Raw genomic sequence first — 20,138 nt, 5'->3', positions numbered from 1 at the left:
TTGCGGAGCCTCAGGCTTCGTGCGTCTGGGCGTCGTGGCTGAAGTGGGCTCGAGTGGGGTTCAGGGAGCGCAGCCGGGCCACGGATTCCAGACCGACGGAGTGCCAGTCGGGATCGTGCATGTCGCTGGCGGTTGTCGTGGCCGCCGCGAACTCAGCGCACGAGTAGCAGGCCTGGCCGACGACGATCTCGAGGCCCCGTTCAGTCTGCACGGCGACGGAGAGGTGCCCGGGGGAGTGGCCTGGGGTATGCAGCAGCTGGATTCCGCCTGCGATCAGCTCGCCGTCTGTGGCGAGTCGGAGGCGGCTCGTCTCGATGTGAGCCCACTCGGGCACCGTGTAGAGCTCGGTGGTCGACACCTGCAGCTCAGCTTCGGTGACCCAGACCGGGGCGTGGCCGAGGAGACGGTTCTGACCGCAGTGGTCGAAGTGCAGGTGCGTGTTGACCACCGCAGCAACCTCGCGCTCGTCGAACCCGGCGGCGGCGAGTGCGCTCGTGACCGGCACCACGTCGGGCGCATACAGCTTGTCGATGAACGGATGGCCCGCCCTTGGGCCGGTGTCGACCACGATGATCCCGTCGGGGTGATCGATGACGTAGCAGCAGATCTCGCAGATTCGCTCCGCGGCTCGCGGGTGGCTTTCCGGCAGGCTCATGTGGCCGAGATGGAGCTGGTGGATGTCGGTCATTGCTCAGCGGGGATCAACACGGCGCGCCTAGCCGGCCACGAGCTGCTGGACCCGTTGGTGGGACACACCCAGCAATCGAGCCGCATCACGGCGTGAGACACCGGCCTCGGTGAGCCGCAGCGCGGCGGCCCGCGGCGGGGGCGACATCGCTTTGACAGCATTATCGCAATAATACGATGATGCTGTTTGCCGACAACCGTGATGGAGCCGAGCTGTGGCTAACCGATCCCGTTGGGAGGATGTCAAGGCAGGCCGCGGCGAGCCCTCCCCGCCGACACGTGCCGCCGTCGAGCAGGATCTTGCATTGGGCCAGCTCATCCACGATCTCCGGGTGCAGGCGGGCCTGAGCCAGCGCGAGCTGGCAGAGCGCATGGGCACGACCCAATCGGTGATCTCGCGCCTTGAGGAGGGCGGCGGAGCACGAAACCGAATCGACACCCTCGCCCGCGTCGCCTCCGGGCTGAACCGACACCTCGTGCTGTCGTTTCCCGCGGAGCCTCCCAGCCAACTCCGCGACGCAGTCCAAGTTGCCTGAAGCGGGTGCGAGATCCGCGGCGGTGGCCATCTACGACGCCTGCGCCGTGTCGTGACAGCGGACCGGAGGACTCTCTGATGCCGAGCACTAGGAACTTCAGCGAACTGCGAGACGAAGCACGGCGCGATTCCGAACGCGCTCGGCGGATCGACGAGGCCAAGCTACGAGCGATCTCCGAGTTACGCCCTGACAGCCCGTCGATTTCCGCGCGGCGCAGGGCGTAGCTCGGGCTAGACCGCAAGGCGGCATGCCGCACTACGTTGACGACGGACGCTCGGAATTGCTCACTCTCCGAGGAAGCTCTCTTTCGGCTGTTCGGCTCGGAACTTCCACAGGGTGACAGCGGTGAACAGGGCATCGAAGCCGAACAGCATTGCGATGGCGCGGCCGACAGACCAGGCACTCTTGAGGGTTGCAGGAGGTCGGCCGCGAGAGCGGTATTCCAGAACGATTCCTCGTACCGGCCCGAGACGATGTAACGCCAGAAGGCGAAGGTGAAGAGGGCTCCGGTGGTGGCTCCAGTCCACTCGTCCAGTTCGGCGGCAAGTGAGTGGTCTCCGTGGGAGAGCGTCACGTAGGTCTCGAACCGTTGAACAGAGACCAGCTGCTCGAGTTCGGCTGGCGAGACCACCTCGCGTTCATAGTGAATGGGTCTTTCTGTCCCGCGGAGGTCTTGGTTAGGGTGTGATCGACAACCCCGAGGGGTCGCTTTCCAAGCGGCTTCCGGGGTTCAGTCGTTTGAAGAGATCGTCAAGCACTTCCACGAGATCGCCGCCGCGTGACCGGCCACGCCTTGAGCCTCATTTCTGTTTGGAACCGCACCTCGCCTGAGCTAGACCGTCAATGAACGCCGCAACAAACCACGAAGAGATCCTCGACCGAGCGCTTTGGCGGCGCTTCGACGAAGTCGTCGAGTTCCCCCTTCCGACCGTGAGGGAAATCCGGATGCTCCTGGGACGCGGGCTGAAGTACGTGAAGTCGGGACCGCCGCCCATCGACGAGATGGGGACGCGGCTCCGTGGCCTGCCCCATGCGGCCGTCGAAGCGACCGCGTGGACTGCGATTCGAATCGCCATGAGAGGCAACCGAACTGCGGTGTCAGTCGAAGATCTCACGGCCGCGGTCGCGGCTACGAAACGACGCCGCTGGTAGTGCGTTGGGGGTCAGTTGGCGGGGATGAGGTGCTTGAAGGGAGCCATCATCGACTTGATCGAGTCAGAGCTGTGATAGCCGTCATAGAAGTAGCGAGGGTGGGTGACGCGGATGGCGTCCTCGGAGGCTGCGCCCAACAGCACTACCTCGACCCTGGGCTGGTCGAGGTAGGTGTCCTCGATCTCGTCGTAGCGGCGGATGGCCTCGTTGGGGTCGTCGATGGCGTTGAGCGAGATGCGTCGGCCGGTGTCGTTGTCGAATACGACGAGGAAGTATGTGGTGTGGGGCTTGGGTGACATTTCGGTCCTGGTTTCGCTGGCACGGTCAGAGCCACTTGTCGCGGTGAATGCGCGCAGCGTACAGCGGCGACAGGAGCGCCGCCGACACGGGGTCAGCGCTGTGACTGATCTCGTTGTCGACTTCGGCGATCGTCTCCGCCATGCGCCGGTATAGGGCAAGTTCTTCTTCGGGCCCGTGTCCGCTCTTGAGGTCGACGCCGGTCTCAGTTGACCTGTCCTCGACTCGGACGGCCCAAGCGTGCTGGATGAGGGTGCGCAGTTGCACCTCGACGCGCATTCCCTGGTAGGTGGTGTGGATGTGGATCGCCCGATATCCAGTGTCGCGAGGTTCGGCGACGTAGTCATAGACCCGGTCCGTGAATGTCTGACCGGAGCGGCGGCTTCGCCTGAGGGCGTTGCTCATGAATCGGGCCCGGACCCGGTTGACGTCTTCTTGAGTGAGGAATACGGCCCTGCAGCCGGCGATGTCGGCCATCGTGGTGAGGGCCATCGTCGGCTGGCGGCTGAGCTTGTCAATGATGGTCGGGATCCGCTTGAGGCGCTGGGACAGGATGATGTCGAGTACTTCCTCGGTGCGAATGCACGACTGCAGGCCCATGCGAGCGCTGAGGAGAGCGGCGCTGTGCGCGCTCCGGTAGTTGCGCAGGACCCCCAAAGCGGAGCGTGCCTCTGCGCCGGTTGGTATCGGCTGGGTCTTGGAGAAGTACCGGCGCAGAGTGCGACCGGCCTTGTTGATCTGGTTCTTGCTGAGCTGCAGCGAATCAGCCGGCACGGCACGCAGACTATGAGGCCACCGACGCCGTGCGCCCCCCGAGCCAGCACGGCGGCATCGGACGCGAACGGCGACTGCAGCGGCAACGAACGACGTCGTTGGCGCGACAAGCTCGCCACGGCTGCCATCGGCACGGGCAAGACGGTCGACAAGACCCAGCGATTCATGCTGGAGGCCGCAGGGGCCGGACGCTTCGGGCCGCTAGCCGGGGTTGCGCTTTGTGGGACCTCGTCGCTGCCACCGAATCCGATCTCTTGGTTGTCACAACTTGGCCTTACGGTGGGCGCGTGGCTGACAAGTCGGCGATCGAGTGGACCGAGGCGACGTGGAACCCGACCTCGGGCTGCGATCGGACGTCCCCGGGTTGCGACCGTTGCTACGCGCTCACGTTGTCGAAGCGGCTCAAGGCGATGGGGTCGCCGAAGTACCAGAACGATGGAGACCCACCGACGAGCGGGCCCGGTTTCAAGCTGACTCTGCATCCCTCGTCGCTCGACGTGCCTCGTCGCTGGAGCGCACCGCGGCTGGTCTTCGTGGATTCGATGAGCGATCTCTTCCATGACGATGTGCCGCCCGAGTTCATCGCGCAGGTCTTCGAGGTGATCCGCGAGACGCCCCAGCACACCTACCAGGTGCTCACCAAGCGAGCGCAGCGGCTGAGCAGGATCGCAGGCGAGCTCGACTGGCCGTCGAACCTGTGGATGGGCGTGAGCGTCGAGACTCGCCGGTACGCCTTCCGCATCGATCACCTGCGCAAGGTGCCCGCAGCGGTGAGGTTCGTGAGTGCCGAGCCGTTGCTCGGCCCGCTCGGCGAGCTCGATCTTGCGGGCATCGGCTGGGTGATTGCCGGCGGCGAGTCCGGTGCCGGCGCCCGGCCCATGGAGCTGGACTGGGTCACCGAGCTTCGCGACACCTGCACCTCGGCCGGCGTGGCGTTCTTCTTCAAGCAGTGGGGAGGCAGAACGCCCAAGGCCGGTGGCCGGGAACTCGAGGGCGAGCTGTGGGACCAGCTACCGGTCAGGGTGGCTCGATCCTGAGCGTGCTCGACGGATCGACGAGGCCATGCTGCGTGCAGTCTCCGAGATCACGACGTACGCGCTGAGCGATCTCCGCCATGCGCTCGGAGTGATGCAGGCCGAGCTAGCGGCGATGATCGGCAAATCGCAATCGGCGATTTCCCAGATTGAGAGCGGTGAGATCGGCCTGTCGCATGGGCTGCTCAAGTCGATCGTCGGAGAGCTGGGCGGTGAACTGGAGATTGCGGCCGTATTTGAGGACGGTCGCGTTCTGATCGGCGCCTGATCCGACCCGACGACTTGAGTCCTCGGCTCGTCCAGACCGCATTGGCAGCATCATCGCAATAATGCGATAATCGCGCGGGTCGCGAACCGTGATGGAGCCGAGCTGTGGCTAACCGATCTCGTTGGGAGGATGTCAAAGCCGGCCGCGGCGAGCCTTCCCCGCCGACGCGTGCCGCTGTCGAGCAGGATCTTGCATTGGGCCAGCTCATCCACGATCTGCGGGTCCAGGCGGGCCTGAGCCAGCGCGAGCTCGCAGAGCGCATGGGCACGACCCAGTCGGTGATCTCGCGCCTCGAGGAAGGCGGCGGAGCACGCAACCGAATCGACACCCTCGTTCGCGTTGCGTCCGGGCTGAACCGACACCTCGTGCTGTCGTTTCCCGCCGAGCCTCCCAGCCAACTCCGCGACGCAGTGCAAGTTGCCTGAGTCTTCCTGATTGTCGCTCAGGGTCAAACGTCAGCGGTTGTCGTGGGGCGAGAGCGACCAGCCGGGGGTCGACTTCGTTCATGTCAGGACGTGACGCCCTCCGCGAGCGCGAGCAGCAGATCGATCACGCGTTGGTACTCGCCGGAGGCGATGACGTCCAGCGGCTTTCGGTAGCCGAGGTCCGGGTCGGGTGACCGCAGCCAGAGCCTGATGGCATCTTCACGGATGATTCTGCGGGCGAGGTCGACGACCGCTCGCAGCTCGAGCAATCGTTCTTCCGCCTCTCGGCGGGGAGCTGTTTGCTGCGTGCGCCAGCGAGCGACGCTGCGGGGGTTGGTGTCGCTCACCCGGGCAAGATCGGCCGTGTCCACGACGCCGCCTTCGTACAGGTGCTCGACGAGTTTCCCGATTGCAGTCACCAGTTGGTGTCATCCTCTCATACTGCAAATTGTCGCCACAACGACATATCATATGTCGCTAGAACGTCGATCGAGGAACGTCGTCTATGATGTCCTCGACAACCCCGAGGGGTCGCTTCTTGAGCGGCTTCCGGGGTTCAGTCGTCTTGGGCGGCGGTCCGCCACAGCTAGCAACGAGATTGCGATTTGTCTCCGGCCGACCGTCGCGTTCACTCGGACAGTCCGCCCGGAATCACTCGCCGAGGTAGCTGTCTTTCGGCTTCTCAGCTCGGAACGCCCACAGGGTCACGGCGGTGAACAGGGCACCGAACCCGAGCAGCATCGGGATGACCTTGCCTCCCACGATGTCGATCGTGCGGATCGGGGCGATGCGCAGCCGGTCCCAGGAGAACCACCGGGTCACCGGGCTTCTTGACCCCTGTCAGCACCGCCTGTCAGGGATCCACCGTGCATTCCTGGTTCGTCGTCGGTTTCGTCAACCGGCTCCTCGTCCTTGGCCTGCGCTGGCGGCACCGGAGCCAGATAACCAACGATCAGCAGCAGGAATCCGACGCCGATGAACGAAGCGGCTTTCGGCAGCGTTGCCAGGTTTGCCAGATCGATCAAGAACAGCTTGACCACCACGACGCCCATCCACGACGCGCCGACGATCCAGATGCGCCGGTCGGCGGCTCTCACACCGACGACCATCGCAGCCAACGCGGTCGCAGCCCACAGGATCGACACCGCAACCTGCAGCTCAGTGGAGTACACGAGCGATCTCAGCTCGAACGGCACATCCGCCCAATGATGGACAGATCGAGCGGCGGTCATCGTGAGAGCAGCCACGCCCCCTGCGCTCAGCGCCGGAAGCCATGGTGCCGCAGCCACGCGCAGCAAACTCGCCACTGCCGGCGTCAGGCCGTCCGAATCGGCGGACAGCTCCGCGACCATCTCTCTCCTCCACCGCAGCATCACGAGCACCGCAGCCGTCGCAAAGATGTCGATCGGATTCAGAATTGGCACGAACGGCAGCGGGTCGACGCTTCCGTGGTGGCGCACCACAGCAATGGCAGCGCCCGCCGCAGCAGTCCACGCAGCCGGCGTGATGCCATACAGCAGGCAGCTACGCCAGCCGTCGCCCACGAACCATGACGCGTGCCGGCGAGCGAGCAAGGAGGCCTCCAGCCACAGCAGGACCGCGGCCCCAGCCCCGTACAGCGGCCATTCCCCATCGGCGACCTGTGCCAATTGGCCGTAGACCTCAGCGGCCAAGAACACGCTCACAACGCAGTACAAGCCGCCGTAGAGACCGGCGGCCTTGAGTTTGTCCCCACCGGTGCGCAGGAACACTGCGTACGCCAAGATCATGAACGGCCATGCTGTCCAGCCCCAATCAGCAGACGGAGAGTCCTTGCTGATCACCGCGATCGCCAAGGCCACCGCGAGCGTCGGCAGCATCAGCACACCGGCCCACTCGAGCTCATCCCACTTCAGCGCCCGACCAGCGACCACCACCGCTGAGGCGGTGCCGATCACCAGCAGCGACAGCGCCCACAGCCGGTAGTCGTCGGTCAACACCCACAGCTGCGCCGCAGCGGCGAACAGCCACCAGCCGACGCCCCAGAGCAACGACAGCCACATCATCGGGACTCGGGCATTGTCGAGCGCTGACGCTGACCTGTGGATGATCACGGCACTCGCGATGCCGCAGGCGGCCAGCAGAACAGCTACGCCGAAGTACTGGTTCGCAAACGGGGTCGAGTCCGCCCAGAACTCGAACGAGCCAGGCGACAGGTTGGCAGCATCGTCGGCCATCTTGAGTGCTGCCGCGACGGCAGCTATGACCTGCATGGTGATGCCGACTACAGCAACCGGCATCGAACGGCGCTTCGACGCCACCCACATCAGCGCAGCACCCTGCACTGCCCACAACCCGACAGCGGGCATCAGCCCAAGTCGCAGCCAGACAGCGGCAGTCTCGGCGAACAGGAACCAGCCGGCGCCCCACACCAACGCCACGTTCTGCGGCCATGGGTGCCAATCTTCGAGATGCGACGAGCGGCGCAGGAACTCCGCGCTGGCGAGTCCGCAGGCCGCAAGCACGACCGCGCCGAGCGAGAACACATTGAAGACAGGCGTGGCCTCGGCCCAGAACCCGAAGACCGCGGGAGAGTCCCAGGCGGTCGAGGCGGCCGCAATTCGCACCACATACGCGACAGCAGCGGCCGCCTGCAGGACAGCGCCGCCCACCAGCGCCAGCCGTGAGCCCCATCGTGCGCTGGCCCACACGAGCACCGCGCCCTGCACAGCCCAGATGGCTGACGTGGCGGACGCGCCCAAGAACAGCGGAACAGCGGTAGCGCTGAACGCCACGGCGAGTGCCGTATAGGCGACCACGATCTGCTTGTCTGCGGGTCTCAGATTGCGGGCCAGTTCGCGCAATGCAACGTGCGCCAAGGCGAGCACGGCGCTGCTGATTGCCACGCCGTAGCGCATATGGCCGACCAGCAGCGCTTGCATTGCCAGCCCTGCGAACGGCGTGCAGAACACCAGCGGCGCGTTCCATGCGTCTTTGAAGCCGATGGGTTCGGGGCGTGAGGACGCCACCGGCGGCCAGACCAACGGGACGAGTGCGTACAACAGCACGAAGAACGCGACGAATGGCTGCAGTTGCACCCAGTCGCTGTCGTCCTGTCTCGCAAGCAGCCACAGCCCGGCCACGACGAACGTGAAGGCGTAACCCGACAGCACCAGTGTCGGCCACGCCTTCAGCCTGCTCACGGCGACCACGGCCACGCCGAGAACCGCGTAGAAGCCGAACACCTCGAAGTGGTCTTGGGGCCACGCAAAGGCCAGCAGAGGAGCGGAGAAGCCGCCGACGAGCCCCAGCATCGCCAGTGTCAGTGAGTTCTGGACCATGGCGAGCGCGCCGGCAGCAACGGTGATCAGCACAACAGCAGCGAGAGCCACCGGCGCGCCCACAAGCTCGTACAAGGCGTACGAGGCGAGCGTCACCAAGTACAGGACAGCGATCCCGCCGCCCTGCAGGCTGAGGCCGTAGATGGGACGTTTCGTTCGTTGGTGCCAGCCGAATGCCAGCATGGCGAGCCCGAACACGGTTGCCGCTGCGAGGCGCATCTCGATGGTGAGGTCCACCCAGCCGCGGACTGCTGCTTCCCGCAGCAGGAATCCCAGCCCGATCAGCGAGAGAATGATCCCGATCTTCACGGGGGAGTTGCCGGTCAGCAGCCAAGTGCGTGCACGGGCAACAGCAACGGTGACCCAGCTGGGCTCTGGCGGTCTTGCGGGCAGACGAGGCGCTTGCGGCGGCCTTGCTGCGGGCACCGTCGGCCCCCGCACGGTGGCGGGCATTGAAGCTGGGCGCGGTGCGGGGCGTGGAGCAGGTCCTGGCTTCGGCGGTTCTGGTTCGGGCTCGGACAACTCGGGCGGCGGTTCCGGCTCGAGTTCTGGCTCCGGGTCGTGTTCTGGTTCTGGCGAAGGGCTTGGTGCGGGTCTTGGTCTCGGCGAACGGCTCGACGTTTGATGCCGTGCGGGAGGGGTCGCTTGGGTCTCGGGAGACGGTTGCGCAGCCCCACGAGCCGTTTCTGGCTCATCGGCGGTCTTTGGAGGAGCAGGAGGGTGACGCAAGACCTCGACAGTCCGCTCGAGCGAGTCCACGCGAGAGCGCATCTCACGAGCCTGAACATCTCGTCCGATCAGGTAGCCGATGGCGGCTCCTATCGGGATGCCTGCTGGACCAGCGGCAAGGCCGATCAGCGCGCCGAAGAGTGCAAGTACAGCAGGAACCATTGGGTGAGCCTTCGCAGATTCGAGAGATTGAGGGTCCCAGTCGCGGGGCTGGAGAGACCATGCCCAGCCTTGGTGTCAATGCCGCTGCGGGAGTCGAAGGCGTTGTCGACCACAACCCGACGGACAGCCATCGCAGATCGAGCCTAGACGCCGTGTGTAATTGCCCTTATGTCGGTGCGAATCACCCGTCGCCGTCACCAAGACGGTTCGCATGCGTGGCTGCGGCGCGGCGTACGAGGCAGGATGTTCCGATGACCGATGCTGCCGCCAATCGCTTCGCCCCATCGGAACTCTCCGAGCCCGATGTCAGCGACGCGATTGCTCGCATCGCGGCTCGTGACCCCGAGCTGGCTCGTGGCGCAGCCGACGCTTATGAGTCGATGACCTGGGGCGAAGGGCCCGGCGTGCTGCGCCAAGCTGCCGTGCAGGAATGGCTCTGGTACATCGTTCCGACGAAGTACATCACCGACGAGATTGGCTACATGGGCCGGCTGGCGGGTGCTGCGGCAGCGCTGTTCGACGAGATGGGGCTGTACGGATACGGGGCGATCTGCCGATCGTCGGAGACGGCGAGGGTGCATGCTGCGTTCGACCGCAGCGGCAGCGAAGGGATCGCTGCGTTGCGCCAGGCGATGCAGCGATCGGGGATCGTCCCGCCTGATGTGGCCGGCTTCGCGTGGAGCGACGTGATGGGGGCACAGGAAGCAGCAGCTCGCTCGGTGGTCGAAGACACCCTCGAACGTGCGATATCGGCCGGGGAGCTCGTCGTGGGGGGCCGCGGTTGGCGGGTCAGCCAAGCACAGGTCGCGGCGGCTGGCTTGGACGCCGATCATCCAGTACTGCCGGGCCAGTCGTGGCGGACAGTCGTCATCACCGAACGACTCGAACAGTGGGTCGCCGCTGCGCAGCGGCGGAGCGAGCAGTTGGGAGCGGCCCGGGCAGCGGTGGCGAACCGGCTGCTGCACCCCGTCGAGCCGCCGAGCGGCGCCGCAGATGCGCTGCGCCCGGCAATGTGGCTGCTCGCGCAATTCGGCGATGAGCAGGCCTTGACCGCAGCCGGCTACCTCACGCAGTCGTTCGTTCGGGCGGTGCAGCACGAGCGGCCCTGGAGCTACTCCATCGAGCCGGACCGGCCGCCGCGGAGCGAGACCGACGACGTGGTGCTGCTCGAGCTCCGGGAATGGCTTCAACAAGCAGGCGCGTTGCGCAAGCGCAAGGGCACGTTGCTCCGCACCGCCGCCGGAGCGGAGATGGCGGTGGATCACTCGAAGGCGTGGGACAGGCTCACGCGGCATCTCGTGCCGTCGGGCTGGGACGGCTTCGTGTGCGAGACGGCGCTGTTGCACCTGGTCAACAGCGCAGATGAGATGCTGCACGACGCGCTGTGCGCCCGTGTGGAATCGGCAGCCGCGGACATGGGCTGGTCAGCGACGAGCGGCGGGGAACCCCTCGCGCCGTCGATCCACGATGTGTCGTGGGCGCTTGGGGGCATGTCGGGCGTGTGGCGAGTGTGCGGCCTGGTGACCGAACGCGATCAGTGGCCCAACCGGCGTCTCGTGCTGACCCCGACAGGTGTCACAGCGGCGCTCACGTACTTGCGCCACGTCGGGGCGGGTCCACGCGACTCGCTGTGGTGAGTGGACCAGCGGGCGGGAGCCCCGGAACTCTGGAGGCTCCCAGGAGGCTGTCCACGTGTATCGGAGGTGGTCGGCGGCACGGCCGACTGCCGGAAATCCGTTGATTCCATAATTCGGGATATATTTTCCTAAATATGGGAAGAAAACCTACGCCGAAGCTGCTCCCGCTGCTGCGGTCGCGCCAGCAGGGCGAGATTCTGGCTCGGCTGCTCGGCGACCCCGAACTTGAGGCCAGCGTCACGGACATTGCTGCGATGGTGGGCGTTCCGATCAGTTCGGCGCACCGCGAGATCGAACGGGCACAATCCGCCGGCATCGTCACGAGCCGCAAGATCGGCAACGTCCGACTTGTGCGAGCGAACACCGACAGCCCCTACTACCGGGGGCTCGCCGACGTGCTGGTGAAGGCATTCGGGCCCCCGCAGGTACTCGCAGAAGCGCTCGACGGCATCGACGGCATCGAGGTCGCGTACATCTACGGGTCGTGGGCGGCCCGTTGGTCGGGCGCCCAGGGCGACAGCCCCGTCGGCGACATCGACACCCTGGTTCTCGGCGCGCCGGACCGAGACTCGCTCTATGCGGCACTCTCCGGCGCCGAGGAGCAACCGTTACCGGCCGGCCTCTGGTCCAAATCGACAGCGCTCAGAGGTGAACGACCTCAGGTCATCTTCTTCGCCGACCCGTCGCGCGCCAACTATCCGAGATAGGCACCACGCAGCTATCGCCGGCCCGGTGCTTGTTGCATCCCGTGGAACGTGTCAGAGTAGTTCGCCGTGATCGCGGACTCGTTGGCAGCACTGTTCGAGCGTCGAGATGTGTGCAGTCGGCCAAACCAGTCGTCGAGTGACGTCGTCGTATGCCTGGACGAGCCAGTCCGGGCACTCCCCCCAAGCTGAACTCTCTGCGAAACCGCCAATCGGTCGGTTGGAGCTGGACAGTTGGACAGCCTGTGAGTGCTGGGAAACCTCTCGGGCAAGCACGTCGACTTGTACCTGTTCCAGTTCGGCCAAGATCCGCGGCTCTCGCAGCAGTGCATCGACGTCGTAGTAGTGGCGCGCTGTCTTGCGTCGCCGCTCGGCGTCTCCGACTTCGGCGGCGTTGTGAAGGATCATGAGCTTCTCGACGAGGGTCCGAACGGGATCAAGCACCAGCATCGGCACCGGCTGATTCTCGGCATAGTCAGGATTGAGTCCTGTGCTGGCTGTGTACTCCGAGATGATTGACGAGACCTCGATGAGCGTGCTTGGTATCGCTCCGCCGCGGGAACCGATTTCCACTATCACATCGCTCTTCAGCGAAGCAGGCGAGAATCTCGCCGGGTAGCGCAAGTTGACAGTGCGCTTGACTCCCGTTGTCGTCGTGGAGCACCACGAGCAAGTCGACGTCCTCGGAGAACCTCTTGATGAGCCGGTGAGCTTTCGACAAGCTCGTGCCGCCCTTGAAGATCACCGAGCAGCCAGTGGCTTGCGACGCATCGGCGATGCCTCTCAGCGCCTCCGTGACCCAGAAGTCCTTCTCGACGTGGGACACGGGAATGCCTGAGGCGAGCGCAACGGCGCTCACGTATCCCTCGAGTTCGTCCAACTCGTCGCGCAGGCTGAGCGTCATGATCCGATTCGTTCGGCGAGGAGTCGCCAGCGTCCGCGCGCGGCCACATGATGCTCGCTGTGGATCTGCTCGCCGATCTGTTGGGGGCGGATGGCGCCGGACTCGGCGAGCCGTGCAACGACAGCGGCCGCCCGCTCCCAGTCGACCTCGATGAAGCGAGTGCCGTCCCGCACCAACTCGAGCACCGCTACCTCCAGCGGTTGCAGACTTCGGAACCTGCGATCAGCAGCACGAGACACGAACGCCACTCCCTTAGGAGGTCGTGGCGCCCGTCCTGCCACGGCAACAACGTCGACCGAAGGAACCTGGGTAGTGAGGCCGAGGCTCGCGGCAGCCGAGAATTCCGCGGGACCAGAGCCGCTGCCCGCGACCTGCAGACCGACGTCCATGGGCGCCGGTGCGGGCATGCCAGCGCGGGTTTGGGGTCCTTTCCAATAGAGCCCCTTGTAGACGCGCACAAGCTCATTCCTGCTCGCCATCCGCGCAAGTTCGCAGTCGATCGCGTGGCCGACCCCAGGCAGGTCAGCTCGGGACAAGAACGAACGCGTGGGGATGCGCTCGACATGGTCACGAACGACTCGGGCGGTACTCATGGGAAAATATCGTAGCAACATCTTCTCATTCCTGCGGTCAGGCACCCAAGGTGACCGCCCTGTCGGCGACATCGACACCCTGTACTTCGGCACGCCGGGACGTGTCCGAAATCACTCGCCGGCGTAGCTCTCCTTTGGCTTCTCGGCTCGGAACGCCCACAGGGTCACGACGGTGAACAGGATCGCGAACCCGAGCAGCATCCCGATGGCTCGGCCGAAGCCCTGTTCGCCGGTGAGCACGCTGCGGTAGGCGTCGATTACCCAGTACACGGGGCTGGCTGGGGCGATGGCCTGCACCCAGCCCGGCAGCGCCGTCACCCTGTGCGATGGCCCCGCCGGCGTCCGCTATCGCCATGGTGCCGAGCATCGAGGCGGCGTTGAGCTGAGACATGGTCCGGCACAGCGACGTCAACGCGATCGCCAGGGCGACGTACATCGCCGAGCACCCCAGCGCGGCTGTGACGAGCTGGGCTGGGCCGCCTGGCACCTCGAGGTTGAACACGGCGATGCCGATGGCGACCAGGATGAGTTGCTGGCACACGGTCACCGCCAGCATCGGGATGGCTTTGCCTGCGACGATGTGGATCGTGCGGATCGGGGCGATGCGCAGCCGGTCCCAGGTGCCCCATCCGTGCTCGCGGAAGAACGAGAACCCCATCGATCCGGTTCCCATGAGCGCGAACAGCGACGCCAGAGCGGGGACCGAGTGAGCCGGCCCGCCGATGATCGCGTCGGTCACGAAGAACAGCAGCACGCCCGGCATGCCGACCAGCACGAACAGCGGGAACGGATCGCGCCGCAGCAGCCGCAACTCGTTGCGGGCGACAAGGAGGGTGCTAGTCATCGCTACTCCCGCCGCCGGGTCGGGGTCGGCGGCAAGCAATTCCCCGAGCGGCCCGGCTGCGACCCGCCGGCCGTGGTCGAGGATCACGAGCGAGTCGCACGCTTCGTCGGCTTCCTCGAGGTAGTGGGTGCTGAAGATGACTGCGGTGCCCTGGGCCGCGAGCCGACGGATGCCGTCGATCACCCGCCGCCGCGCCGACACGTCCAGGCCCGCCGTTGGCTCATCGACCAGCAGCAGCCTGGGCTCGTGGATCACGGCCGTCGCCAGATGGACCAGCTTCGCCTGCCCCTCGCTGAGGTCCTTCACCCTGCGCCCGGTCAGCGCGTCGAGGTCGAACAGGTCGACGATCTTCGCCGCCGCCTCTGCCAGCGACCTGCCCCGCAGGCCGTACAGGCCGCCGAAATAGGCCAGGTTCTCCGACACTCGCAGTGACAGGTACAGCGCCGTGCGCTGAGCCGCATAGCCGACCATGGCGCTGACCGGTTTCGACTTCGGCGCCAGCCCGTCGACGGCGACCCGCCCGCCGTCGGGCTCCAGCAGGCCGACGATGCAGCCCATCGTGGTGGTTTTGCCTGCACCGTTGGGGCCCAGCAGCCCGAGCGTCTCCCCGGGCGCCACCGAGAACGACAGGTCATCGACAGCGACGATCGAGCCGTACCGCTTGGTCAGCGACTCGACGTCCAGCAGGGTCACGGCGTAGCCCACGGTCGTCCGAGCTGGCCATCACGACTCAAGGGGGGAACGCTACGGCCAACGACTTCGCCGGGTGCCACGAATTCGAAGTAATTCCATATTTGGGGATATAGTTTCCAGAATATGGGTAAGTCAGCGACGCCGAAGCTGCTGCCGCTGCTGCGGTCCCGCCAGCAGGGCGAGATCCTGACTCGGCTGCTCGGCGACCCCGAAATCGAAGCCAGCGTCACGGACATCGCTGCGATGTTGGACGTGCCGATCAGTTCCGTGCACCGCGAGATCGAGCGAGCCCAAGCCGCCGGCATCGTCACGAGTCGCAAGATCGGCAACGTCCGGCTCGTTCGGGCCAACACCGAAAGCCCCTACTACCGAGGACTCGCTGACGTGCTGACCAGGGCATTCGGCCCACCGCAAGTACTGGCAGAAGTTCTTGAGGCCGTCGACGGCATCGAGGCCGCGTACATCTACGGATCGTGGGCAGCTCGCTGGACTGAAGATGAGGGCAACCGTCCCGTCGCCGACATCGATGTCCTCGTGCTCGGCTCGCCAGAGCGCGACCTTCTCTACGCAGCACTCTCCGCCGCTGAAGAACGACTCGGACGCCCGGTCCAAGAAGCCGTTCGACCGGCCGCCTGGATCGCGAACGGGACCGGCAGCTTTCACGCAACCGTCGTCAGCCAACCCCTGGTGCAGATCGACCTCGGTCAGGACTGAACGGCGCAAGGACATCTTCTGCGCTGATTCGCTTCGAGCCGGCTAGGGCAGCGCTGGCTACGGATATCGCCCACTTTGCATCCTCGCTCGTCAGCGGAGGCGCCGTGTCGTCGTAGTACTGGGCAGCGTGCCGATTCCGACGGAATCTCTCGAATGTCGGTTTCGCAAACTCGGGGATCGGCTCTGCGAATTGGGCCGAGACGGCATCTTCAACGGTGACATGAGAGCCCTTACCGGACATCGGTCTCAGACACTGACGCAGCAGCAGTGATTCCGCCGCCATCCGATACGCGTCGTACGCAACGGCGAATGCGCCTGTGATGTCGCCGATTTCGAGTCCGGCAGTCGCCGTGCCGAGCCTTCGTTCAGCCTGACCGAGGACCCGATCGCCCGCTTCCTGATGGCCTTCATCGGCAACTCGCTCGAGGCGTCTGGCCTCGATGAGGTACGTGATGGTGTCTCGGCCTTGCACCTCGTCGACCGTAGTGATTCCCATGAGATCCAATGCCGGGAATTTTAGAGACAACGGCTTGGGGCATTCGGGCACCTGCGTACGCTGTCGGCACAGCGTCGGGAGTGTGCGGATGAAGCCCGACAGGCGAGCCGCAGCAGGCTTCATGTACTCCGACACGGGCGGCGAGGGTCCCGTGGTGGTGCTGCTGCACGGTGTACTGATGAGCGGCAGCCTGTGGGACGACTTGGTCGAGGGGCTGGGGGACCGCTACCGCTGCATCGTCCCCGAGCTGCCGTTCGGTGCGCACCGCACCCCGATGCCCGACGATGCGAGTCTCGACCTGGAATCGATCGTCAAGATGATCGCTGCGTTTCTGGCCGAGCTCGATGTGCGCGACGTCACGCTGGTCTGCAACGACTGGGGCGGCGCCCAGCTCGTCATCAGCCCCGGCGGCACTGACCGGGTGGCGAACCTCGTGCTCGTCTCCTGCGAGGCGTTCGACAACTACCCGCCCGGTCTGCCCGGCCGGCTGCTGTGCCTGAATGCGTCGCTGCCCGGGGGCACGTTCCTGACCGCTCAGCTGCTGCGGCCTCGCTGGATCCGGCATTTGCCGATGACCTTCGGCGCCATGTCGGCGAAGCGGGTCCCTGACGATGTGTTCATGAGCTGGATCCATCCGCTCCGTCACGACCGGCGGGTGCGGCGTGACCTTGACAAGTACCTGCGATACGTGCCGAAGAAGCGGGTGTTGCTCGAATGGGCCAAGCAGCAGCGGTCGTTCGGCGGGCCCGTGCTGGTGGTGTGGGCGCGCGACGACAAGCTGATGCCCGCGGCGCATGCCGAGCGGCTCGCCGGGCACTTCGACAACGCGCAGCTGGTGTGGATCGATGACAGCCGGACCCTCGTCCCGATCGACCAGCCCAAGGTTCTGACGGAGCATCTCCAGGCGTTTCTCGCCGCGAACGCCGCTTGAGGCAGTGCTGCGGCGTTGCGCCACGGACAGCCAGACAGCCAAGTCGTCCCGTCAACTCAACTGGCCGGCCCGGACGGAGCGCCGACATAGCGGGTGTCGCGGGCGGCTGGCATCGCCGAGAATGCTTCAGACATGGGGGAGGGGATGCGGTGACCGATGACGATGCCGTCTATGACGAGTTCTACGAGGACGACTTCTGCCTGACGAACGGTCTGGTCGGCGAGGCGTTGGCGATCCCGTCCGCGAGTCCCAAGAACTTCTTTCAGGCGATCTCCGACACTGATGCAATGCCCCGCCAGAACTTGTGGGGGAAACTGTTCCTGCCCGACGGGGCGGGTAGGTCCGGTGGGGCCGGTGGGGCCGGTCAGCCCGGTGGGGCCGGTCAGCCCGGTCGGTCGGGTAGGGCCGGTCAGTCGGGTCGGTCGGGTCAGCCCGGTCGGCTCGACGAGCCCGGTCCATACCCGGTCGTGATCATTGCCCCGGGCAGCCTCGGGCTCCAGGAGCACCACCTGTCGTACGCAGCCGAACTCACCGACGCCGGCATCGCAGCGTGTGCCATCGACCCCTTCGGCAACCGGGGCGTCGTCAGCACCGTCGAGAATCAAGCCCAGTATTCGTTTGCGGCCAGCGCCTGGGACGTGCTTGCGACGGCTGAGCTGCTGGTGGCCCGGCCTGAAATCGACGCAGCCCGGGTGGGTGCGCAAGGCCACAGCCGGGGCGGTTCGGCGGTGCTGAACGCCGCTTCGGTGCACCTTGCGGCGGCATCGGGTGCGCCGAAGCTCGTCGGGGTGTACGCCGCCTATCCCTGGTCGGGACACCAGTTTGTTGATCCAGCAGTCGGCGGTACTCAGGTGCGGGCGATCATCGGGGATCTCGACGACTGGTGCTCGCCGACACAGGTCCAAGCCCATATCCACGCCATGCGGGTCGGGGGCGGCGATGCGACCGTGCGGATCGTGCCGGACGCCCGCCACAGCTTCGACCGCACAACCCCCCTCGAGCACATGCCCGACGCGGCCGTGGCACCCGGGGCGCCCACCCTCTACATGGCTGATGACGGCGCCTTCATCCTCCCGACGTCCGACGAGCCGGATCCCGAACTGGTCGATCTCGACGGCTTCCTCTACGCCTTCAATGCGGGGTACGCCGTCCGGGGCGCCCATATCGGCGGAAGCCCCGAGCTGGCGCCGTTGTTCGTTGAGGACATGATGACGTTCTGGACCGCCGTGATGGGGCCGGAACGGCGCTGACTTGGTGTGACGCGAGCCTGACGGCGAACGGTTGTCACAGCCCTTCTCTACGGTGACGGCCATGGATCCAGGCGCCGAGGACCGACCCGATGTCGGGCGACGCGCGGCGGACGGTGAGGTTCGGGGCGAACGGTTGTCACACCCCCCGCCTACGGTGATGTCCATGGCCTCGAGCACCCGAGAGATCATTGGTGGCAGCCGGCGACCGTCGCGCCGGCCGGTCGTGAGCGTGTGCTTGTCGGAACTGCGTGCGGGGTTGGCGCAGCGTTGCGAGACCGGCGAGGTGTGTGACGCGGTGGATGCGGCTGTGGGGCCGTTGCTCGCGGGTCCGCTCGTTGGGGGCGACGCAGTGCGCGCAGCCGATGATGGCGATCTGGTGTGGTCTGCGCAGCAAGTCCAACGTGCGCTCAATGCGCTCGAAGGCGCCCGCGTCGCCCTCGCGGCCGAGGCAGCGCGGCGCGAGTTGCATGTGCGCCGAGGGGAAGCATCAGTGGCCGAGACGCTGGCCAGCGCGACGGCGTTGAGCGGCGCAGCGGCGCGCCGTGTCGAACGCGACGCAGTGTCGCTGCAGGACCGCCCGCAGGTGGCTGATGCTTTGGCGTGCGGGGAGATCAACGCTGATCAGGCCGCCGTGGTCGCCACAGCGGAGGTACCCGAAGAAGTGCGCGGCGAGCTGTGCGCCGGCGCCAAGTTCCAGACGGCAGACCAAACACGGCGTGCAGTGCGTGCTGCGGAGGCCGCATGGCGCAGCGAGTCCGAGACTCAGCGTCGGGCTCGGTTGCGGGCCGCCCGGTACGCGTCGATGTGGATCGATCCCAGTGACGGCATGTGGCACCTGCGCGCCAAGTTCGACCCGTTCACCGGGGATCGGATCAATCGTCGCTTGATGCAAATGATCCAGCGGAACTGGCGCAGCGACAAAGACCTGCCCGAGTCTCAGCGACGCAGCGTCGCTCATCGAGCTGCCGATGCGCTCGCGCAGATGCTCACCGCAGACAGCCAACGAGACGCGAGCTCCCAATTGGGCGAAGACCCGACAGACGCAGATCCAATAGGCGCAGCCGCCTCGGGCGAAGACTCGACAGACGAATCGGTGACCGGCAGCGTCGGCGACACCGCCTCCAGCGAAGGCTCGACGGCCGAATTGGCGACGGGCGACGCGACTGCCGGCACAGGTACCGCCGGCGGTCCCAGTACGAACACGAACGCCGGCAGCGAGCACTGGGTTGTGCCCAGCTCGACGCAGATGATCGTGCTCACCAGCCTCGACAACCTCCGCAATGGCACGTCTGGCGCAGTACCGCCGCTGCTGGCAGCACCTGGTGTCTGCGGCGTCACCGAGACCGGCACCGAGCTGAGTGCCGCCGAGCTGCGCAAGCTGGCGTGCGACGCCCAGGTCGTGCCCGTGGTCATGGGCGGCGCAAGCGAAGTGCTCGACGTCGGACGCGCCAGCCGCACCATCCCGCCGTCGATCCGCCGGGCGCTGATCGCACGCGACCAAGGCTGCGTGTGGCCCGGCTGTGAGCGAGCTCCGATCCACTGCGACGGCCACCACATCCAGCACTGGATCGACGACGGGCCCACCTGCCTGGCCAACTTGGCCCTGCTGTGCCACAGCCACCACCACCGACTCCACGAGCACAACTTGGTGCTGCATCCCCCCACCGGACCGGCGCCGCCCGGCACTGGGTGGACAGTCACACCAGCGCCACCCCCCACACCCGCCCGACCCAGCACCAAACAGAACTGCTGAACCGGGGACGACCAGCGCGAGTCGCGAGATGCACACCGTCCGATCCGGTGCACCTCCCCGGCCCAGCACGCCCCCTTGGCTCCGCAGACGCGCTCGACCCGGCGGACCTCCCCGGCCCGGCGCACCGCTCGCCTCAGCACGCGTCAGATCTGCTGAACCGGGGTTTGCTGAACCGGGGCCGACCGAGACGAAGAGCGAGACACACACCGCCCGACCCGGTGCAAAGCCGTGTCTG

22 protein-coding genes and 1 pseudogene are annotated in these 20,138 nt (G+C 66.1%); 12 read left to right on the top strand and 11 right to left on the bottom strand.

Annotation, left to right across the window (positions count from 1 at the left end; all coding sequences use genetic code 11):
- Window positions 1-10: 10 nt before the first annotated feature.
- Complete coding sequence (locus ACOQPH_RS13415; RefSeq protein WP_420621884.1) at window positions 11-688, bottom strand: MBL fold metallo-hydrolase; 678 nt, start codon at window positions 686-688, stop codon at window positions 11-13.
- A gap of 214 nt (window positions 689-902) precedes the next feature.
- Here ACOQPH_RS13415 and ACOQPH_RS13410 point away from each other — a divergent pair, with 214 nt between their 5' ends.
- The 3 genes from ACOQPH_RS13410 to ACOQPH_RS13400 all read left to right on the top strand — a co-directional run bounded on the left by ACOQPH_RS13410 (window position 903) and on the right by ACOQPH_RS13400 (window position 2,375).
- Window positions 903-1,223, top strand: coding sequence for a helix-turn-helix domain-containing protein (locus tag ACOQPH_RS13410; RefSeq protein WP_419921250.1), 321 nt, complete (start codon window positions 903-905; stop codon window positions 1,221-1,223).
- Between the two features lie 77 nt (window positions 1,224-1,300).
- Entirely contained in the window at window positions 1,301-1,447 is a 147-nt protein-coding gene (locus ACOQPH_RS13405; protein ID WP_420621883.1) for a hypothetical protein, read from the top strand.
- 619 nt (window positions 1,448-2,066) lie between these two features.
- The gene (locus ACOQPH_RS13400; protein WP_420621882.1) at window positions 2,067-2,375 is read left to right on the top strand and encodes a hypothetical protein; all 309 of its coding nucleotides are present in this window, start codon (window positions 2,067-2,069) and stop codon (window positions 2,373-2,375) included.
- 11 nt (window positions 2,376-2,386) lie between these two features.
- On the opposite strand, the gene ACOQPH_RS13395 is transcribed toward ACOQPH_RS13400, so the two are convergent.
- Window positions 2,387-2,674 (bottom strand): hypothetical protein, encoded by a 288-nt coding sequence (locus ACOQPH_RS13395; protein ID WP_420621881.1) that lies wholly within the window; start codon window positions 2,672-2,674, stop codon window positions 2,387-2,389.
- A gap of 25 nt (window positions 2,675-2,699) precedes the next feature.
- Window positions 2,700-3,446: a RelA/SpoT domain-containing protein gene (locus tag ACOQPH_RS13390; RefSeq protein ID WP_420621880.1), complete on the bottom strand. Its 747-nt coding sequence runs from the start codon at window positions 3,444-3,446 to the stop codon at window positions 2,700-2,702.
- A gap of 287 nt (window positions 3,447-3,733) precedes the next feature.
- Between ACOQPH_RS13390 and ACOQPH_RS13385 the strand changes: the two genes are divergently transcribed.
- The 3 genes from ACOQPH_RS13385 to ACOQPH_RS13375 all read left to right on the top strand — a co-directional run bounded on the left by ACOQPH_RS13385 (window position 3,734) and on the right by ACOQPH_RS13375 (window position 5,173).
- Window positions 3,734-4,483 (top strand): DUF5131 family protein, encoded by a 750-nt coding sequence (locus ACOQPH_RS13385; protein WP_420621879.1) that lies wholly within the window; start codon window positions 3,734-3,736, stop codon window positions 4,481-4,483.
- Window positions 4,484-4,508: 25 nt separating this feature from the next.
- Entirely contained in the window at window positions 4,509-4,748 is a 240-nt protein-coding gene (locus ACOQPH_RS13380; protein WP_420621878.1) for a helix-turn-helix domain-containing protein, read from the top strand.
- A 104-nt stretch (window positions 4,749-4,852) separates the two neighbouring features.
- The gene (locus tag ACOQPH_RS13375) at window positions 4,853-5,173 is read left to right on the top strand and encodes a helix-turn-helix domain-containing protein (RefSeq protein ID WP_420621877.1); all 321 of its coding nucleotides are present in this window, start codon (window positions 4,853-4,855) and stop codon (window positions 5,171-5,173) included.
- 83 nt (window positions 5,174-5,256) lie between these two features.
- Here the strand turns inward: ACOQPH_RS13375 and ACOQPH_RS13370 are convergent, their stop codons facing one another.
- From ACOQPH_RS13370 to ACOQPH_RS13355, 4 genes are all read right to left on the bottom strand, one after another.
- Window positions 5,257-5,592, bottom strand: a complete 336-nt coding sequence (locus ACOQPH_RS13370) for an antitoxin Xre/MbcA/ParS toxin-binding domain-containing protein (protein ID WP_420621876.1) — start codon at window positions 5,590-5,592, stop codon at window positions 5,257-5,259.
- 232 nt (window positions 5,593-5,824) lie between these two features.
- Window positions 5,825-5,995, bottom strand: a complete 171-nt coding sequence (locus tag ACOQPH_RS13365) for a hypothetical protein (protein ID WP_420621875.1) — start codon at window positions 5,993-5,995, stop codon at window positions 5,825-5,827.
- The gene (locus ACOQPH_RS13360; protein ID WP_420621874.1) at window positions 5,992-8,802 is read right to left on the bottom strand and encodes a DUF2339 domain-containing protein; all 2,811 of its coding nucleotides are present in this window, start codon (window positions 8,800-8,802) and stop codon (window positions 5,992-5,994) included. The genes ACOQPH_RS13365 and ACOQPH_RS13360 overlap by 4 nt, the downstream gene beginning before the upstream one ends.
- Window positions 8,803-9,347: 545 nt before the next feature.
- Window positions 9,348-9,515, bottom strand: a complete 168-nt coding sequence (locus ACOQPH_RS13355) for a hypothetical protein (RefSeq protein WP_420621873.1) — start codon at window positions 9,513-9,515, stop codon at window positions 9,348-9,350.
- 120 nt (window positions 9,516-9,635) lie between these two features.
- On the opposite strand from ACOQPH_RS13355, the gene ACOQPH_RS13350 reads away from it, so the two are divergent.
- Both ACOQPH_RS13350 and ACOQPH_RS13345 read left to right on the top strand, forming a co-directional pair.
- On the top strand, window positions 9,636-11,021 hold the full coding sequence (locus ACOQPH_RS13350) for a hypothetical protein (protein ID WP_420621872.1): 1,386 nt from the start codon (window positions 9,636-9,638) through the stop codon (window positions 11,019-11,021).
- Window positions 11,022-11,155: 134 nt separating this feature from the next.
- Window positions 11,156-11,728: a winged helix-turn-helix domain-containing protein gene (locus ACOQPH_RS13345; RefSeq protein WP_420621871.1), complete on the top strand. Its 573-nt coding sequence runs from the start codon at window positions 11,156-11,158 to the stop codon at window positions 11,726-11,728.
- Between the two features lie 51 nt (window positions 11,729-11,779).
- Here ACOQPH_RS13345 and ACOQPH_RS13340 read toward each other — a convergent pair.
- The 3 genes and pseudogenes from ACOQPH_RS13340 to ACOQPH_RS13330 all read right to left on the bottom strand — a co-directional run bounded on the left by ACOQPH_RS13340 (window position 11,780) and on the right by ACOQPH_RS13330 (window position 14,759).
- Window positions 11,780-12,629: pseudogene (locus ACOQPH_RS13340) on the bottom strand (nucleotidyl transferase AbiEii/AbiGii toxin family protein).
- On the bottom strand, window positions 12,626-13,222 hold the full coding sequence (locus ACOQPH_RS13335) for a hypothetical protein (RefSeq protein WP_420621870.1): 597 nt from the start codon (window positions 13,220-13,222) through the stop codon (window positions 12,626-12,628). Before ACOQPH_RS13335 ends, ACOQPH_RS13340 begins: the two are co-directional and overlap by 4 nt.
- A gap of 37 nt (window positions 13,223-13,259) precedes the next feature.
- A complete protein-coding gene (locus ACOQPH_RS13330; protein WP_420621869.1) occupies window positions 13,260-14,759 on the bottom strand; it encodes an ABC transporter ATP-binding protein/permease in 1,500 nt (499 codons plus the stop codon).
- Window positions 14,760-14,882: 123 nt separating this feature from the next.
- Between ACOQPH_RS13330 and ACOQPH_RS13325 the strand changes: the two genes are divergently transcribed.
- The gene (locus ACOQPH_RS13325) at window positions 14,883-15,473 is read left to right on the top strand and encodes an ArsR family transcriptional regulator (protein WP_420621868.1); all 591 of its coding nucleotides are present in this window, start codon (window positions 14,883-14,885) and stop codon (window positions 15,471-15,473) included.
- Here the strand turns inward: ACOQPH_RS13325 and ACOQPH_RS13320 are convergent.
- Window positions 15,433-15,969, bottom strand: a complete 537-nt coding sequence (locus tag ACOQPH_RS13320; RefSeq protein ID WP_420621867.1) for a hypothetical protein — start codon at window positions 15,967-15,969, stop codon at window positions 15,433-15,435. The two genes, ACOQPH_RS13325 and ACOQPH_RS13320, sit on opposite strands and share 41 nt — an antisense overlap.
- Before the next feature lie 88 nt (window positions 15,970-16,057).
- Here ACOQPH_RS13320 and ACOQPH_RS13315 point away from each other — a divergent pair, with 88 nt between their 5' ends.
- The 3 genes from ACOQPH_RS13315 (at window position 16,058) to ACOQPH_RS13305 (ending at window position 19,903) form a co-directional block, all read left to right on the top strand.
- Window positions 16,058-16,900, top strand: coding sequence for an alpha/beta fold hydrolase (locus ACOQPH_RS13315; RefSeq protein WP_420621866.1), 843 nt, complete (start codon window positions 16,058-16,060; stop codon window positions 16,898-16,900).
- A 149-nt stretch (window positions 16,901-17,049) separates the two neighbouring features.
- On the top strand, window positions 17,050-18,150 hold the full coding sequence (locus tag ACOQPH_RS13310) for a dienelactone hydrolase family protein (RefSeq protein ID WP_420621865.1): 1,101 nt from the start codon (window positions 17,050-17,052) through the stop codon (window positions 18,148-18,150).
- Between the two features lie 163 nt (window positions 18,151-18,313).
- Window positions 18,314-19,903, top strand: coding sequence for a DUF222 domain-containing protein (locus ACOQPH_RS13305; protein ID WP_420621864.1), 1,590 nt, complete (start codon window positions 18,314-18,316; stop codon window positions 19,901-19,903).
- Window positions 19,904-20,138: the final 235 nt, after the last annotated feature.

It is taken from the genome of Candidatus Poriferisodalis sp. (genome assembly GCF_965221945.1).
In the GTDB taxonomy this organism is placed as follows: Bacteria; Actinomycetota; Acidimicrobiia; order Acidimicrobiales; family Poriferisodalaceae; genus Poriferisodalis.
The sequence above is the reverse complement of the archived record's forward strand: the minus strand, read 5'-3'. Positions and strand labels throughout refer to the sequence as shown.